The 16559-nt window shown below is 37.4% G+C and carries 16 protein-coding genes; 11 read left to right on the top strand and 5 right to left on the bottom strand.

The features are described 5' to 3' along the window. The first annotated feature begins 76 nt into the window (after positions 1-76). Positions 77-619 (top strand): NfeD family protein, encoded by a 543-nt coding sequence (locus IEV74_RS06895; protein ID WP_188454623.1) that lies wholly within the window; start codon positions 77-79, stop codon positions 617-619. Positions 620-679: 60 nt separating this feature from the next. Further along, on the top strand, positions 680-2221 hold the full coding sequence (gene floT / locus IEV74_RS06890; RefSeq protein ID WP_188454622.1) for a flotillin lipid rafts scaffold protein FloT: 1542 nt from the start codon (positions 680-682) through the stop codon (positions 2219-2221). A 199-nt stretch (positions 2222-2420) separates the two neighbouring features. Here the strand turns inward: floT and IEV74_RS06885 are convergent, their stop codons facing one another. After that, complete coding sequence (locus IEV74_RS06885) at positions 2421-2573, bottom strand: sporulation histidine kinase inhibitor Sda (RefSeq protein WP_188454621.1); 153 nt, start codon at positions 2571-2573, stop codon at positions 2421-2423. Between the two features lie 231 nt (positions 2574-2804). On the opposite strand from IEV74_RS06885, the gene IEV74_RS06880 reads away from it, so the two are divergent. After that, positions 2805-4874 (top strand): thioredoxin domain-containing protein, encoded by a 2070-nt coding sequence (locus tag IEV74_RS06880; protein WP_188454620.1) that lies wholly within the window; start codon positions 2805-2807, stop codon positions 4872-4874. 135 nt (positions 4875-5009) lie between these two features. Here the strand turns inward: IEV74_RS06880 and IEV74_RS06875 are convergent, their stop codons facing one another. Both IEV74_RS06875 and IEV74_RS06870 read right to left on the bottom strand, forming a co-directional pair. After that, entirely contained in the window at positions 5010-7226 is a 2217-nt protein-coding gene (locus tag IEV74_RS06875; RefSeq protein WP_188454619.1) for a heavy metal translocating P-type ATPase, read from the bottom strand. Between the two features lie 47 nt (positions 7227-7273). Beyond that, positions 7274-8077: a cytochrome c oxidase assembly protein gene (locus IEV74_RS06870; RefSeq protein ID WP_188454618.1), complete on the bottom strand. Its 804-nt coding sequence runs from the start codon at positions 8075-8077 to the stop codon at positions 7274-7276. Positions 8078-8238: 161 nt separating this feature from the next. On the opposite strand from IEV74_RS06870, the gene IEV74_RS06865 reads away from it, so the two are divergent. The 3 genes from IEV74_RS06865 to IEV74_RS06855 all read left to right on the top strand — a co-directional run bounded on the left by IEV74_RS06865 (position 8239) and on the right by IEV74_RS06855 (position 11181). After that, positions 8239-8826 (top strand): DeoR family transcriptional regulator, encoded by a 588-nt coding sequence (locus tag IEV74_RS06865; protein WP_188454617.1) that lies wholly within the window; start codon positions 8239-8241, stop codon positions 8824-8826. A 26-nt stretch (positions 8827-8852) separates the two neighbouring features. Beyond that, the gene (locus IEV74_RS06860; RefSeq protein ID WP_188454616.1) at positions 8853-9617 is read left to right on the top strand and encodes a FixH family protein; all 765 of its coding nucleotides are present in this window, start codon (positions 8853-8855) and stop codon (positions 9615-9617) included. 169 nt (positions 9618-9786) lie between these two features. Then, a complete protein-coding gene (locus IEV74_RS06855; RefSeq protein WP_188454615.1) occupies positions 9787-11181 on the top strand; it encodes a vWA domain-containing protein in 1395 nt (464 codons plus the stop codon). A 72-nt stretch (positions 11182-11253) separates the two neighbouring features. On the opposite strand, the gene IEV74_RS06850 is transcribed toward IEV74_RS06855, so the two are convergent. Further along, positions 11254-11679: a DUF2663 family protein gene (locus IEV74_RS06850; RefSeq protein ID WP_188454614.1), complete on the bottom strand. Its 426-nt coding sequence runs from the start codon at positions 11677-11679 to the stop codon at positions 11254-11256. A gap of 126 nt (positions 11680-11805) precedes the next feature. On the opposite strand from IEV74_RS06850, the gene IEV74_RS06845 reads away from it, so the two are divergent. Further along, positions 11806-12180 carry a MazG nucleotide pyrophosphohydrolase domain-containing protein gene (locus IEV74_RS06845; protein WP_188454613.1) on the top strand — a complete coding sequence of 125 codons (375 nt, stop codon included), beginning with the start codon at positions 11806-11808 and terminating at the stop codon, positions 12178-12180. Positions 12181-12200: 20 nt separating this feature from the next. Then, positions 12201-12575 (top strand): VOC family protein, encoded by a 375-nt coding sequence (locus IEV74_RS06840; protein WP_188454612.1) that lies wholly within the window; start codon positions 12201-12203, stop codon positions 12573-12575. Positions 12576-12697: 122 nt separating this feature from the next. Here IEV74_RS06840 and IEV74_RS06835 read toward each other — a convergent pair whose 3' ends face one another. Continuing rightward, positions 12698-13366: a DNA-3-methyladenine glycosylase family protein gene (locus IEV74_RS06835; protein ID WP_188454611.1), complete on the bottom strand. Its 669-nt coding sequence runs from the start codon at positions 13364-13366 to the stop codon at positions 12698-12700. Positions 13367-13572: 206 nt separating this feature from the next. On the opposite strand from IEV74_RS06835, the gene IEV74_RS06830 reads away from it, so the two are divergent. The 3 genes from IEV74_RS06830 to IEV74_RS06820 all read left to right on the top strand — a co-directional run bounded on the left by IEV74_RS06830 (position 13573) and on the right by IEV74_RS06820 (position 16356). Continuing rightward, positions 13573-14778 carry an NAD(P)/FAD-dependent oxidoreductase gene (locus IEV74_RS06830; RefSeq protein ID WP_188454610.1) on the top strand — a complete coding sequence of 402 codons (1206 nt, stop codon included), beginning with the start codon at positions 13573-13575 and terminating at the stop codon, positions 14776-14778. A 390-nt stretch (positions 14779-15168) separates the two neighbouring features. Next, entirely contained in the window at positions 15169-15420 is a 252-nt protein-coding gene (locus IEV74_RS06825; protein ID WP_188454609.1) for a hypothetical protein, read from the top strand. An 81-nt stretch (positions 15421-15501) separates the two neighbouring features. Then, positions 15502-16356 (top strand): VanW family protein, encoded by an 855-nt coding sequence (locus tag IEV74_RS06820; protein WP_188454608.1) that lies wholly within the window; start codon positions 15502-15504, stop codon positions 16354-16356. The last annotated feature ends 203 nt before the right edge of the window (positions 16357-16559 follow it).

Raw genomic sequence — 16559 nt, 5'->3', positions numbered from 1 at the left:
CTTAAAGCAGGTTTTTCAAGTGTGATTTCTAGGCTGAATGAAAGGGCCTAAATATAATATACGAGGAGGTGTCATTATGGAGATATTCGGCTATTCGCTTGAAACTATTTATTTGATTGGTTTAATTGTTGGTGGCTGTTTAGTTTTTATTTATATTTTATTATCAGATATTTTAGAGGGAATGTTCGAATTTTTATCTGGTGGTATTTTCAATCCAACACTTGTACTATCATTTATTGCTATTTTAAGTGCAGCTGGTTACATATTGGAAATTTCCACATCTATTCATAGTTTGGTCATTTTTATTATTTCACTCGTACTATCTGGAATTTTAGTCACACTGTTAAATTTATTTATTCTTATTCCGTTATCCTCAGCCGAGTCTTCACTTGTCTACACGGATGATGATTTAAAGGGAAGAGTTGGAAAAGTCATTATTTCCATTCCAGATGATGGATATGGAGAGGTGGTCATATCAGGAAAAGGCGGTACAATCTCAAAGTCTGCTAAAAGCTTTGAGGACCAGCCTATACCTGAGGGAACAGAGGTTTTAGTTATCGATATTAAAAATGGTGTCGTATTTGTATCTGTTCATGATCAAGTAAATTTTAAAGCATAGACGATGGTTAGAAACGCTGCAGCTGCAGGTTTTTATATAAAAAAGATAGGGGGATGTTAGATGTCACCGATATTTATCGTTATTGGCATTGTTGTTGTTTTATTATTAGTCTTAATAGGTACTTTTGTTTCTAAATACCGTACTGCTGGGCCCGATGAAGCGTTGATTGTAACGGGGAGTTATTTAGGGTCAAAAAATGTAAATGTGGATGAATCGGGTAACAAAATAAAGATTGTCCGTGGTGGAGGTACATTTATTCTTCCAGTATTTCAACAGGCGGAACCATTAAGTTTGCTTTCGAGCAAGCTTGATGTGCAGACACCTGAAGTGTATACGGAGCAAGGCGTACCAGTGATGGCTGATGGAACAGCGATTATTAAAATTGGTGGTTCCATCAACGAAATTGCAACTGCCGCGGAACAATTTTTGGGCAAGTCAAAAGATGATCGCGAAAATGAGGCAAGAGAAGTTTTAGAAGGGCATTTACGATCGATTTTAGGTTCAATGACTGTTGAGGAAATTTATAAAAACCGGGAGAAGTTTTCCCAGGAAGTTCAACGCGTTGCAACGCAGGACCTGGCTAAAATGGGACTTGTGATAGTTTCCTTTACAATTAAGGATGTTCGTGACAAGAATGGATACTTAGAATCACTAGGTAAACCGCGTATCGCACAGGTGAAGCGGGATGCCGATATTGCTACAGCTGATGCAGAGAAAGAAACACGGATTAAACGGGCAGAAGCAAATAAAGACGCGAAGAAATCCGAGCTCGAGCGGGAAACGGAAATTGCCGAGGCAGAAAAGGTTAATCAGCTTAAAATTGCAGAGTACCGCAGAGAACAGGATAGTGCGAAGGCACGTGCTGACCAAGCATATCATTTAGAGGAAGCGCGCTCTCAACAGGAAGTTACTGAACAGCAAATGCAAATCAAAATTATTGAACGGCAAAAACAAATTGAACTCGAAGAAAAAGAAATTGCCCGTCGTGAAAGACAATACGATTCCGAAGTTAAGAAGAAAGCTGATGCTGATCGTTATTCAGTTGAACAGGCTGCCGAAGCGGAAAAAAGGAAGCAGCTCGCGGAAGCGGATGCGCATAAATATCGTGTTGAAGCAATGGCAAAAGCGGAAGCAGAAAAAGTCCGGATTGACGGGCTTGCTCATGCAGAAGCTGAAAGAGCACAAGGTGAGTCAGAAGCTGACGTTATTCGTCTAAAAGGTCTTGCAGAAGCGGAAGCGAAGCAAAAAGTTGCTGAGGCATTTGAACAATACGGTCATGCCGCTATTTTAGATATGATTCTAAAAATGCTTCCAGATTATGCGAAGCAGGTTGCAAGTCCAATGGCTAATATTGACAAAATTACCGTTGTCGATACTGGTGGCAGTGGTGAAAACGGTGGTGCGAATAAAGTTACTAGTTACGCAACCAACTTGATGTCCACACTTCAGGAATCCTTAAAAGCATCGTCGGGAATCGATGTAAAGGAATTAATTGAAAACTTCTCAGGAAAAGACAATATAAAAAATACACTGGAACAATCATCACCGAATCAATTTCCAGAAAAACAACTGGAAAAGACATCCAGCAATAATGTAGAATAGGGCTATAACTCGAAAACGACTATCAAATTAAAGATAGTCGTTTTCGGATTTGGATGAATTTTTTGCATGCCCACTCCTTATCTCCTTTCTCTGGAAACTTTTAGAAAATATAACTTAACCGACTTTCATCATTTTACTCATATCTGTAATTATATTCTCTTTCCCGCGTTTTCCCCAGTTAATAATCTCTCTATATGGATCATTTATGACTTTCGTTTTTGGTTGATTGTGTAATCAATAACCCGCGGCGGCTAATTTCCTGTTCAATTATTTGGCGAAATTCCTGATCTAAATTCAATTCTTTAGCCTTAACATAAGACTCAATCAGCAATTTGTTAGATAATCTTTTCAAGGTTTATCTCCACTTCCTAACTTTCAAGAATATAGATGAGCAAGTATGCTGAAAATAATTGTAAGTTATCCTTAAAGCCCCAAAAAAAGAAAATTAGGAGATGGACACAAATTAATACTAATACACTACAATTTGTCGCACAATTTAAAAGAGCATTCGATTGAATATCTTTTTCATGGGATAATAGATACGATAAGCTGAAAAGGTAATAATAGATGAAGGGTGGAGGCAATGAGATCAAATCATACTATTCCTAATAGATTAATGGAAGAAAAATCACCATACCTGCTCCAGCACGCATATAACCCAGTAGACTGGTATCCGTGGGGCGAGGAAGCATTTGAAAAAGCAAAAAAGGAAAACAAGCCGATATTTCTTTCTGTCGGATATTCGAGCTGTCATTGGTGCCATGTATTCGCCCATGAATCGTTTGAGGACAAATCTGTTGCAAAGCTTTTAAACGATCGTTTTGTTTCAATAAAGGTTGACCGAGAGGAGCGTCCCGATATTGATTCGGTGTACATGAAGGTTTGTCAAATGATGAACGGACAAGGCGGCTGGCCATTAAGTGTATTCCTGACTCCTGATAAAATTCCGTTTTATGCGGGTACCTATTTTCCAAAACAAAGCAAATATGGTATGCCGGGATTTGTCGAGGTGATAACGCAGCTTTATAAAAAATTTAAAGAGGATCCGGAACATATTAAGAAAGTGACGGAAAGTGTTACAAATGCGCTTCAAAGGACAGCACAGCAAAAAAGTAAGGACAGGCTTACGATTAATGCGACAGCAAAAGCATTTGAACAGCTTGAACAGCAATTTGATTTTGAATACGGCGGATTTGGACCAGCACCTAAATTTCCTGCGCCACAAAATCTACTGTTTTTGCTGCGGTATTACAAAACGACTGGAACGCAATCAGCATTGGAAATGGCGGAGAAAACGTTAAAGCAAATGGCTGTTGGCGGGCTTAATGATCATATTGGATTTGGATTTGCCCGGTATTCAACAGACGAAGCGTGGCTTGTCCCGCATTTTGAGAAAATGCTTTATGACAATGCACTCCTGCTGATGACATATACAGAATGTTACCAAATTACCAATGATCCTTTCTATAAACGAATCAGTGAGCAAATCATAACATTTGTACGAAGGGAAATGACGGGTAAGGAAGGAGCATTTTACTCTGGCATCGATGCTGACTCTGAGGGTGTGGAAGGGAAGTATTATGTTTGGGAAAAGGATGAGGTTTTGACTATTCTCGGTAATGAACTAGGTAAAATAGTTTGTGATGTATATGACATTACTTCAACCGGTAATTTTGAAGGGAAAAACATACCTAATCTTATACGTGCCGATTTTGAATGGATTGCTTCTCAAAATCATCTTTCTATTGATGCTTTACATACAATGCTGGACGATGCACGAGAAAAACTGCATAAAGCAAGGGCAAAAAGAGTATTTCCGCACGTAGATGATAAAATACTGACATCATGGAACGCATTAATGATTGCGGCACTAGCAAAAGCGGGCAAAGCATTTGGCGGTGAAGCGTATACGAATATGGCTGCAAATGCATTAACATTTATTGAAAATACGTTAGTTATGGATGATCGTTTAATGGTTAGATATCGGGATGGGGAAGTGAAACACAAAGGATACATGGATGACTATGCATTTTTGCTTTGGGCCTACTTGGAGATGTATGATTCAACACATGAACTGGTTTTCTTGGAAAAAGGCAAAACGATTGCTGATGATATGCTGAATTTGTTTTGGGATGACGATCAGGGTGGATTCTTTTTTTATGGAAGTGACAGTGAAAATTTAATTGCGCGTGAAAAGGAAATATATGATGGTGCGATCCCTTCCGGAAATAGTGTTGCTTCCGTGATGCTTGTTAGGTTGGCTCATTTGACAGGTGATACAGCATATCTTGATAAAGTGGAAGAGATGTATTATACGTTTAAAGATGATTTAGATTCCTATGCTAACGCCAGTACGTTTTTTATGCAAAGCCTATTGTTAACTGGGACTCCTGTGAAGGAAATGGTTGTTATCGGTAATGGGGATGATCCATCAAGGCAAAGGCTGCTAGCGGAAATGAATCAGTCTTTTTTACCGAATGTCGAAATATTGGTAGGTGACTCGACTGAAGCATTGGTAAATATAGCCCCATTTACGAACGAATATCGAAAATTGGGTGATAAAACAACCGTGTATGTCTGTGAAAACTTTGCATGCAGGCAGCCGACAACGGATATTGACCAAGCATTGGAAACTATTCTAGGCGATAAATAAATGTTTGAGTTGATCATCAATTGGTCAACTCAAGTGTTGGATCCTATTACTACTAATGTGCTCGCTGACAACAACCTAATAGTGGTAACTATTTTTGCTGTACCTCAAATGATCTGGCGGACAATCAATAATTTGTCAGATTCTAAATTTTAACTTTTTCAGCCTAAGGGAATTTAACACGACCGATACAGAGCTAAACGCCATGGCTGCTCCTGCTAGCCATGGTGCCATAAATCCGAGCATTGCAAATGGGATTATTACGATATTGTATAGAAAAGCCCAAAGAAAGTTTTGTTTGATATTTGTCATTGTTTTCTTGCTGATTGTAATAGCATCAACCAACCGATTTAAATCACCCTTGATAATAGTCACGTCACCAGATTCAATAGCAATGTCTGATCCGCTTCCTATTGCAACACCGATATCGGACACAGCCAATGCAGGTGCATCATTTATGCCATCACCTACCATTACAACTTGATTACCATTTTGCTGATAGTTACGTACAATCGCGGCTTTTTCTTGCGGTGTGACCTCTGCTTCGAGTTGTTCTATACCGACTTTTCTCGCTACGGCAACTCCCGAATTCCTATTATCGCCGGTTAACATAACTACATCTAACCCAATTTGTTTTAAACGAGATACTGTGCTGAATGAAGATGTTTTTACTTCGTCAGCGACCGCGATTATTCCGGCAAATCGTGAATCAACCAATGCAATCATAACTGTTTTTCCTTCGTTTTCAAGATCGATTGCTATCTGTTTTGCTGGAAAGGGGATTGCAATATTTTCTTTAATAATGTATTTTCGACTAGCAAGGACAACTTTTTTGCTATTAACGTAACCTTTGATACCTAAACCAGGCAGGGCAGTAACGTGCAGTGCCTCAGGAAGTATGCGGATTCTCCTATGCACCTCACTTAAAATCGCTTTCGCAATCGGATGCTCCGAACCAGTTTCAACTGCACCGATAATTTCCAAAAACGCATTTTCACTGAAGTGATCAACATAAATATCGGTAACCTGTGGTGTGCCCTTGGTAAGTGTCCCGGTTTTATCAAGGATTACGGTGTTGCACCTTCCCAATAATTCCAGAAACTTTCCTTCCTTAAATAGAATGCCTTTTTGTGCAGCTTGTCCACTTCCAACCATAACAGAGGTTGGTGTTGCAAGTCCGAGGGCACAAGGGCATGCAATAATTAAGACGGCAATAACTTTTTCCAACGCTTCATTAAAATTACCCGGCTGAAAAATGGTATACCATGCTATAAATGTAACCATAGCGATTATGATGATGACCGGGACAAAAACAGAGGTAATTTTATCTGCTATCTGCTGAATCGGTGCCTTAGAGCTTTGAGCTTCTTCGACAATACGAATAATTTGTGACAAAACCGTCTCAGAGTCTTTTTTGGTTACTTGGATTTTTAGTAATCCGTTCTGATTGATTGTCCCAGCATATACGATATCCCCCGCAATCTTATTAACCGGTAAACTCTCCCCGGTTAACAAGGATTCATCAATCATTGAAGTTCCTTGGAGAATTTGACCATCGATTGGTATTTTTTCACCAGGTTTAAGAATGATGGTATCGCCTGGGATAAGGTTTTCAACTGATGATTTAAATTCTCTTCCTTCCACATACAATGTAGCTGTCTTTAATTGTAATTGATATAGATTTTTAATAGCGTCTGTTGTCCTCATTTTTGTTTTAGCTTCCAATAACTTCCCTAACAAAATAAATGTAATGATAAATGCACTAGTTTCATAATACAAAACAATGGATTGTGGATGGTTAACCATTTTAAACGAAACAATGGTTAAATAATGGCTGTAGAAGAAAGCGGCAGATGTACTAAGTACGACTAATACATCCATATTGCCACTGCCGCTCTTCAATGATTTACAGGCTCTTTCATAAAATTGAAACCCTATTATAAACTGAATAGGTATGGTTAGTGCAAGCTGAAACAAAGGGGAAGTAAATAATGCAGGGACTTTGATAAATGATGCCACTTGAAAATGTGCAAACATTGCCCAAGCAAGCGGAAAGGTAAGCAGGCTTGAAAAAATGAATTTCCAATAAAGAATACGGATTGCTTTATGTTTATCAAGCCCCGATTGGGTGTGATCCTGCATAATTAGTTTTGCTTCAAATCCAATTTTATTAATTTTATTGATGATGACTGAAATGCTTGTCCGATCTTTATTATATGAAACACGGCCCTTTTCAGTTGTTAAATTAACATTTATTTCATTCACTCCATCTATTTTTGAAACTGCCTTTTCAATTCTTACAGCACATGCGGCGCAATGCATTCCTTTTACATCTATGTAGTTGGTTTCTGGCATGGTATGATTCACCATCACTTTACTTTTTAATAGTAGTTTATTTTAAATTAGACTTGATTAGAACGTTCATCTAAAAACTTAATCTGTAATACAGACATGATGCTTAACTTATGTATTCCTAGCATTAATGTACCTGCCAGCACCTGATCAAGTCTCGTATTGAAAGGGAAGGGTAATATATTTGAGGTAGCAAAGGCAGGGGGAATACAAAGCTGGGATGTGAAATGGGTAATATAGTGATTGTCCATACCACCAATTAAAGCACTTACTATAAATAGCAGGCATGCAGGTGTAATAAGAAGTTTGCTTAGAAATGCGTAATGGTTTATTTGTTTTTTATACAGCTGCTTTTTCTCAAATGGAGAAACAAGTGGCCACCACATCCGGAGTGAGATTATGAATAACAAAAATAAATAAGTAATGTGGAAATAAGTATTTGAAAAAAGGAAGCCTGTACCCAGTGGCAGGTGATACAGAAAGAACATCAAGGAGAAGATAGCTAAAGCAAGCATGGGTGGAAATAATAATTTTTTACGTTTTTTTATGAATGGAGCCCTTTCCAATTGAGCAGGAATTCCCAATAATAATAACGGTGGTATGATAAAATAAAGAATGCTTATTTGTATCATGTGGAAACTGGAAGATAGATGAGAAATTGCCGTAACTGGACTTCCGATTGTAAAAAATAATAAGCCAATCCCGATTATAAAGAAGATGGCTTGCTTCTTATAAGATTTTATTTTTGTGAATTGCATTATGAAGTATAAATATAAAAGTGCTATACATATAAATACTGCCATTAATGGGAAATTCCACTCTAGTTGACCAGCCAGTAATACTTCAAATGACATATAATTCCCCCTCTATATCATCCTATGTTACATTTTCTCAAAACATTCACAGTTCTTTCACACAACGTTCATTGTTAGAACAGCATTCCATTGGTATATTTATGTTATAGTTTGTTTGAAATTGTTAAAGTATTGATGGTTAGATTGGAGAGGATAATGTAATGCTGCCACTTGAACGACAAAATAAAATTAAGGAGCTAATTCAAGAAAAAGAAAACATGAAAATAGCTGAATTAAGCAAAGAACTTAATGTTTCGGAAATGACAATACACCGGGATTTAAAACCTTTAATTGATAAGGGGATAATTGTTAAAACTTTTGGTGGAATTTCACTTGCAAAGGGGCATTCAGTAAATACCGCTAACCCCGATGCGTGCATTTTCTGCAGCCGTAAGATAAATGAAAGAATGGCTTATCGATTGATCCTGCCAAATAATAAAATAGAAATGGCTTGCTGTGCACATTGTGGACTCCTCCGCCATCGTCAACTAGGCGATGAGGTTATGCAAGCAATATGTCCTGATTTTTTCAAGCAGACCACGATAAGCGCTAAACTAGCATGGTACGTAATGGATACTTCTTTACATATAGGCTGCTGTCATCCACAAGTATTAACATTTGAGTGGAAGGAGCATGCAGAAAAATTTGTCAAAGGTTTTGGTGGAAGAATATTCAGTTTCCATGACGCCGTCGAAGAAATCTTTCAAAAAATGAACGGTCATGAACATGGATGCAGTAAACATCATTAATAGATAGAATTAATGGAGGTAATGAAATGAAGAAAATAGTCTTTTTACTAGTAATAACAGCTTTAGTCTCGCTGACAGCATGTGGTGAAACAAAAAAGGATAACGAAAAAAATACGGAAGATGAACTAAAGACACTTGATGTGGAATTTAAGGTTCCAGAAACTGCAGATACCGGCGAGACGGTCAAATTACATGCATTGGTAACATACGGAGATGAAAAAGTAAAAGATGCCGAAAAGGTCGAATTTGAATACTGGGAAAAAGGCAAAGAGGATGACAGCACTAAAATAGAATCAACCAATAATGAAGATGGAACGTATTCGGCAGAAGTGACATTTGATCATGACGGGGTATATGAAATGTATGCACATGTGACAGCGGAAGGTCTTCACACGATGCCGAAAAAGTCTATTACTGTTGGTGATGGTACAGTGGCCGAGAATGAAGATGAACAGCATGATGAAGCAAATGGTCACGAACACAGCGCACATGCAGAAGGTTTCAGTATGCATTTCATGAAGCCGGAAAATGTAAAGGTAAATCAAGAAAACGATATGACTGTACATTTACAAATGGATGAAACCCCACTTGAAAATGCCAGCGTTCGTTATGAAATCTGGAATGAGGAAAGTCCGGACAAGCATGAATGGGTTGAAACAGAGGAAGCTAATCCCGGTGAATATAAAGCAATACATTTATTCAAGAAATCTGGTTCATACGTGGTAGTCGTACATGTTGAAAATGATGAGGGTTTGCATGAACATGAAGAGCATCAAATTAAGGTTAATTAAAGTCATTATACCTAATCCCGGTCACAATGTTGACCGGGATTTTTGTGCCTTAAAATAGTTCTAAATATCTATGAAAGAAGTGTCTTTGGTCATTTTGTATCATTGACTCACAGGGTAAATATGTTCAATCTAAATATATACAAAATATGGATGGAGATGAGGATGGTTGTTGAAAAGAGTTTTTGTCTTTATGGTATTGTTTGTATTCATTGCTGCTTGTAGTGACGATAAAGCAACGGATGCTAAAACCGAAAAAGATATGAAGGAACCTGTAAAAGAGGAACAAACAACTACAGATGAATTAAATTTAGTTCCGCTTGCTTTAACCAGGGGGGAACTAAAGGAACAACAGGGGGGTACTTTAGTTACGGATATTTCTTTAGAGGATGAATTGGCTGATGGAGCAACAGATTTAGATTCCACAATTCAGGAAAAATTAAACACCGAGTTGGCAAAAATAACGAAGGAGACACAAAATCCGCAAGACCTTCAAAGAGCTCTAGTGCAGTTATTGGGAACACATTATTATAGGGAGATAATAGGAAGTGCGGAAAGTTTTGAGCCTGATTTTGAAGAACCATTCTTGCCAGATCCGGAAAAGTCCAAGGAAGAAGTGAAAAGTGAACCAGCTAAAGGAAAAGCGATTATTCTGCTTGATGCAAGCTCCAGTATGCTGCTAAAAGTAGATAATCAGTTAAAAATGGATATTGCGAAAGAAGCTGTCGAACGTTTTGGTGAGGCGATTGGACAGGAGAATGATGTTTCCCTGGTAGTATATGGTCACAAAGGGTCTGAGTCTGATGAAGACAGGGTGCTGTCCTGTACTGGTATAGAAGAAATTTACCCGATGGGATCGTATGAGAAAAAGGAATTTGAGAAATCACTAACGATGTTTGAAAGTAAGGGATGGACACCATTGGCTGGAGCAATCAAGAAGGCTGCAAAGATGAGTAAGGATTATGATGAAAATATAACGGTTTACATTGTTAGCGATGGCGTAGAAACGTGTGACGGTAATCCAGTAAAAGAGGCAAAAAGTTTTGTTAAAAATAATGATGAAAGATCAATAAATATTATAGGGTTTCATGTGGACCAGAACACTGAAAGTCAATTGAAAAAAGTATCAGAGGCTGGTAATGGTGAATATTACGCTGCAAATAGTGCAGATGATTTAAAAACAACAATTGAAAAGGAATGGCTGCCTTCTTATATTGACTTGGCCTGGGCATTTACAAAGGCACCAGATGCTTGGGAACGGCTTGATGAATATGACCGATTTGATGAAGAGCTTGAAATAATTAAAGATGTTATCAAAAAGGAAAAAGAACGATATGATGAAGCCATAAACATATTAAGGGATGAAGAAATGGTGGATTCGGAGGTGAGCAGTGAGCTCCGCGAATTAGGAGCTGACAGATACAGCAAAATGATAGATGAGATGGGAAGATTTCGTTCTTTCAAAATCGATGAAATCGACAAGCGCGCTGAGGAAATTCATAAGCGAGTTGAAAAATGGACAGAGCGTATGCGGCAAAGGAAAGAGGAACGAGGCGACATGTTTTAATCAAGCATAATGAAATAGCACTCATTAGCCGAGCGCTATTTCATTATGCCCCCCTATCCTAGTGATGGTCAATTACTTCGTTTTAAATGTCACATTAATATCATGCGTGTCTTGCATATAGGAAGAGATTTGATCTTTTATCTCCGGCTGTATGTTCAAGTACCAGGTATAATTCAAATGATCGATAACTTCATCCCGCAAACGATCATATTTATCCTTTTCCTTTTTCTTTTTCGTATAATAATAATTTTGAAAGAGAAAACAGGTAACTGCAGCCATCAATAATAAATAGTTCTCTGAAAGTATATTGAATGGATTTTCTTTCAATAGCTCCTGCTGGAAAATGAAAATACGGACAGTCAGAGCACCCAATAAAATTAAAGTTGCAATTACAAAAAACGAGTGCCAGCCCTTCATTTTTTCCTTCTTTTTCTTTTTTTCAATTAATGATTTCAGCATTATTCCAGTATCGTCTGTAACAATATCTTTCCACGGCATTTTCATCACCTCACTGCAATATTTATGCACGAATGTAAAAAAATAAACTAGCTTGTTTTAAAAATGTTGCAAAAATTCCGTTGTTATTTTATCCTTACAATAAAATCGTATATAAGAGGTGTGCTGATGAAGGATGTACAAAACTTTCTGAAAGACTTTCAAAAGGAAATGAACTGGGAAATTACGGATAAAAATTATCAGGAATCAAGAAGCTCCATGCTGAACAACTATATGTTATTGACTACCGAAGTAGGAGAGGTTGCTGAGGAATTTAGGTCAATTTTTACGAGAACATCAGAACTGGCAGAAGAAAATAACATAAGCGAAGAACAGGCTTTTAAACTTGCCAAAAACATGCATAAAGAAAATGTTGGTAAGGAATTATCGGACTGTATTGCCTACATAATGAAATTTGCTAATTACCTCGAGATTGATCTGAATGAAAGTTTCTACAGTAAAATGAAGGAAGTGAAAATGCGCAGAAACAAGGATGCTGGATGAAATAGGAAAGGTGAGATGAAATGGTAAGTCCAATTATAAATCAAATCAACACTATTTTTGTTCATGTTAGTGATCTTAAACAAGCAGTTAAATGGTATTCAAACTTATTAGGAGTTAACTTTGATTTAGATTCAGTACACGACCCTGTTTATAATATGATGATCAATCACCATACAGGATTAACGTTAGACGCGGGGCAAGCTGGGATGGTTAAGGGGAAAAACCCTTCTGCATATCCATTGTTTAATTTCCATACAGACGATATCCGAAAATCTTATCAATATGTCAGGGATCTGGATTATACGATAGATTCAGAGATTGTGGATTTTAATAATTTTTCATTTTTTACGATTAAAGATCCAGATGGAAATGTCATTATGATCTGTACGGGCTGAATATAACTTAGAAGAAGCTTGGAATATCAGAACGTTTCTTTTTAAATGGCAGGATCTTAATATAGACTGCGATGTGGTCACGTGACGGTAATGCCGTAAAGGGAGTAGACCAGAATGCCGTGCTATTTATTCTGGTCTGCTGCAAGATCTTCCAAAGATTTATATAATGAAACAAAATTGAGCTGAACAACTTCCCACAAATAAAAAGATGCTATCGTAAAATGCGGATTCCACAATTTGGATTTCTCCTCCAAGATGCTGCGGCGCTCGGATTTATCTACTTGATAAAGCCACCGGGCACCACGCTGAATTCCTATGTCGACCGAAGCTAAAACATCCATGCGGCCCAAGGAAAATATTAAAAACATTTCCACGGTCCATTTTCCAATTCCTTTAATGCTAGTTAGCTGATTGATAATTTGTTTGTTGTCTAATTGGTTAAGACTTTGTAAATTAATCTCTGATTGCAAAACTTTTTGGCTGAAATCACGTATATAGGAAACCTTTCTGCTAGATAAACCTATTGCGCGCAACTGTTCATCCGAAACCTTTTCTATCGTTTCAGGTGAGATATCGTAATTTAGTAATATCTCCAGCCGCCGATAAATAGCATCTGCTGCCTGGACAGAAATCAGCTGTCCTATAATAGATCTTACTAATGAGATAAAATAGTTCGGTCTTAATAAAACTTCAATATCTCCTACAATTGCAGTTAATTTTTTCATGGCTGGATCTGCTTTACATAGCTCTCTTACTGCTTTGTCGTCCTTCTTTATAATTAACTTTTCCATGGGAACACCTCTTTTAAGCTAAGTATTTTCCAGTGAATATTGGAGAAAATACAAAAGGTTTATTTGGCAAACTTCTGAATGTTAGCCTATTAATAGAAACTTTGATATTATTGTATATGACATTAATATAAGTTTACCAAAGCAATTGCAAAAGCGTTAGTTAATTAGTTTGAAAACGCTTTTAAAAAAAGGAAGGTGGATGTAACGTGAATACGAACAAACCAAAAATTGTCGTTCTAGGTGCAGGCTATGCGGGAATGATGACGACAAAAAGATTAACGCAAAAGCTAGGTGTTGACGAAGCGGAAATTGTTCTAATCAATAAACACAATTACCACTACCAATCAACATGGCTTCATGAGGTCGCCGCTGGTACGAAAAAACCAAATGAAGCTAGAATGATGATTAGCGATGTCATTAATCCTCGACGGGTGCGTTTAATTTATGATTCTGTTGTTGAGATTAAGAAAGATGAAAATCTCGTTGTTTTAGAAAATGGTGAGGTTACATATGACTATCTTGTTATTTCTTTAGGTTTTGAATCAAATACGTTTGGAATTAAAGGTATGGAAGAAAATGCCTTTTCAATCCAGGATATTGATTCATGCCGCCTGATCCATGATCATATTGAATATCAATTTGCTAAGTATAATCAAGAAGATGCAAGTGATGACAGTCTTACTATATTAGTAGGCGGCGGCGGTTTCACCGGGATTGAGTTTGTAGGTGAACTCGCCGAGCAGATTCCGAAACTATGCAAAAAATATGATATAGACAGAAGCAAAGCGCGGATCATTGACGTAGAAGCAGCGCCTAGAATTATGCCGGGTTTTGATGATGAATTAGTAGCTTATGCGAAAAAATCACTTGAAGATAGAGGCGTGGAATTCAGAGAAAATGCAAAAATCTCTGAATGTAAAGAGGACTGCTTTGTCATAGGGGAAGGCGAAGAAATTAAAGCAGGTACAATTGTCTGGACTGGTGGTGTGACTGGTAATTCCATACTTGGAAAATCAGGCTTTGAATTAACAAAAGGCAAAGTCTCTGTAAATGCAGACTTACGTGCACCAGAGGAAGAAAATATTTTCGTTCTTGGAGATTGCTCTTGGGTAATGGATGAAGAAGCAGGTCGTCCTTATCCTCCAACTGCACAACTGGCAATTCAAGAAGCTGACACATGCGCTGCAAACATTAAAGCACTCCTATACAGTGAACCACTGGAAAGCTTTGTGTTTGATAATAAAGGGACTGTAGCTTCATTAGGTAAAAAAGATGCGATGGGAACAGTATTTTCAGATAAAAGGCTTTATGGAACACCAGCAGCTGCAATGAAAAATGTTATTGATAATCGTTACTTATTTTTACTTGGTGGACCGAAATTGATCTTGAAAAAAGGAAAGCTTCCATTTTAAAATCAAAAGCGAAACGCTAGGCAGCTAACCGTAAAGCTGGATGATCAAAAGTGATTCAGGCATGAAAGTTACTTGAGCCACTGTGATCTGCCTTATTAAAAGTTTGGTAAACGGAGGAGGGGTATAGAATGAAAGGCACATTATATTTTTTCCTGGCTTTGCTGGCATCCCTTGTAGGATATGCAGTAGCAACGCGCAGTATGGAAGATAGCAGAGATTTTCGTTAAATAATAGATGATAAAACCACCTTTTGCGATGAATGGCAATAGGTGGTTTTTTTTGGACATAAAATTGTCAAAAATTTATGTTTTTCCTGGTAGCAATTTTCTTCAATTCATACGATGATAGTGGTAAGAGGTTATAGTTAAGAGTACGATAGGAGTGATTTTCATGAGTCCTGGGCTGCTGATTTTATTAATTATTATATTTATTGCTGCACTAGCGGGGACAATAGTTGCATTCAAGCAGGAGGAAAGAAAGCTTAAGAAATATGAAGAAGAGGGAGATAGTATAGAGGACCAGTTAAGACGATCACATGAATATGAAACAAGTTCTCTAAAATCGAATGTTCCGTTATTATTAATAATTTATACGATAACAATTGTATTATCACTGATCGTATTTGCAGTTTATATTATTTAAATGTCGGCCAAGGGAAACCTTGGTTTTTTACATGATTTTACCTCTTTGTTTAATACTAAGTACAGGAGGTTATCAATCATTATGACATCACTTTTTCTTTCCATAATGTTTTTTATTGTTCCGCCGAATATGGTTCCACATGATTTTGCCGTAATGAGTGAAGGGAAACAGATCATCACCGTGACCCGTGATTACTATACGCTGCCGTTTTTAAGTGATCCCTTCATTGACGAGGATAAGATCCAATTTTTACTTGATAAGTTAGAACAGAAAATCTATCAAAAGCCCATTGATGCAAGATTGGACGATGCGGGTGAAATTGTATCTGAAAAGCCTGGCAGGACACTGGATAGGGATAAGTTAAATCTGCAATTTCGCAAATATTTCTATTATGGTCAACCCCAAAAGGTTAACGTTCCAACGAAGGCAATCTATCCTCGCGTTGATAGTGAGCTATTGGCAAGCATTCGGGTCAACGAAATTGGGAATTATGTTACTTACTTTAAACAAAGTAATAAGGAGCGTTCGCATAATATAGACTTAGCTTCAGAAGCAATTAATAATTATGTGGTTTTTCCAGGGGAGACATTTTCTTTTAACAAGGTTGTTGGAAAGCGTACAAAGGAAAAGGGGTACAAGCGTGCACCAGTCATTGTTAAAGGAGAATTAGCAGAGGATATCGGTGGCGGCATATGTCAGGTTTCATCCACATTGTATAATGCTGTAGATTTAGCAGGACTGGAGGTTGTGGAAAGATACTCCCATAGCAGAAAAGTTCCATATGTTCCTCCCGGCCGTGATGCAACAGTTAGCTGGTTTGGTCCTGACTTTGCATTTAAAAATAAATACCATCAGCCAGTGCTGATACGTGCAAAATCAATGAATGGTAGGATGTATGTTAAGATTTATTCTTCTGAAGATATAAGCGGGGAATAGTCTCATGTGAACTGTGAATGGATTTTAAAATCTATTTATTTAGTTCCAAATAAATTAATGTTGATTCACAACACTATACAATTTCCTTAGGATAAACTCGACCACCACTGTTCTATATAATCAGCAGAGGTGGTTTTAAATTCTTTAATTTCTTTTTATGCAGCAAGATATTATGATTATTTCTTGAACTTTCGTAAAAAATG

Source organism: Virgibacillus oceani, assembly GCF_014638995.1.
In the GTDB taxonomy this organism is placed as follows: domain Bacteria; phylum Bacillota; class Bacilli; order Bacillales; family Amphibacillaceae; genus Virgibacillus_E; species Virgibacillus_E oceani.
This window is presented reverse-complemented; position numbering and strand designations above follow the sequence as displayed.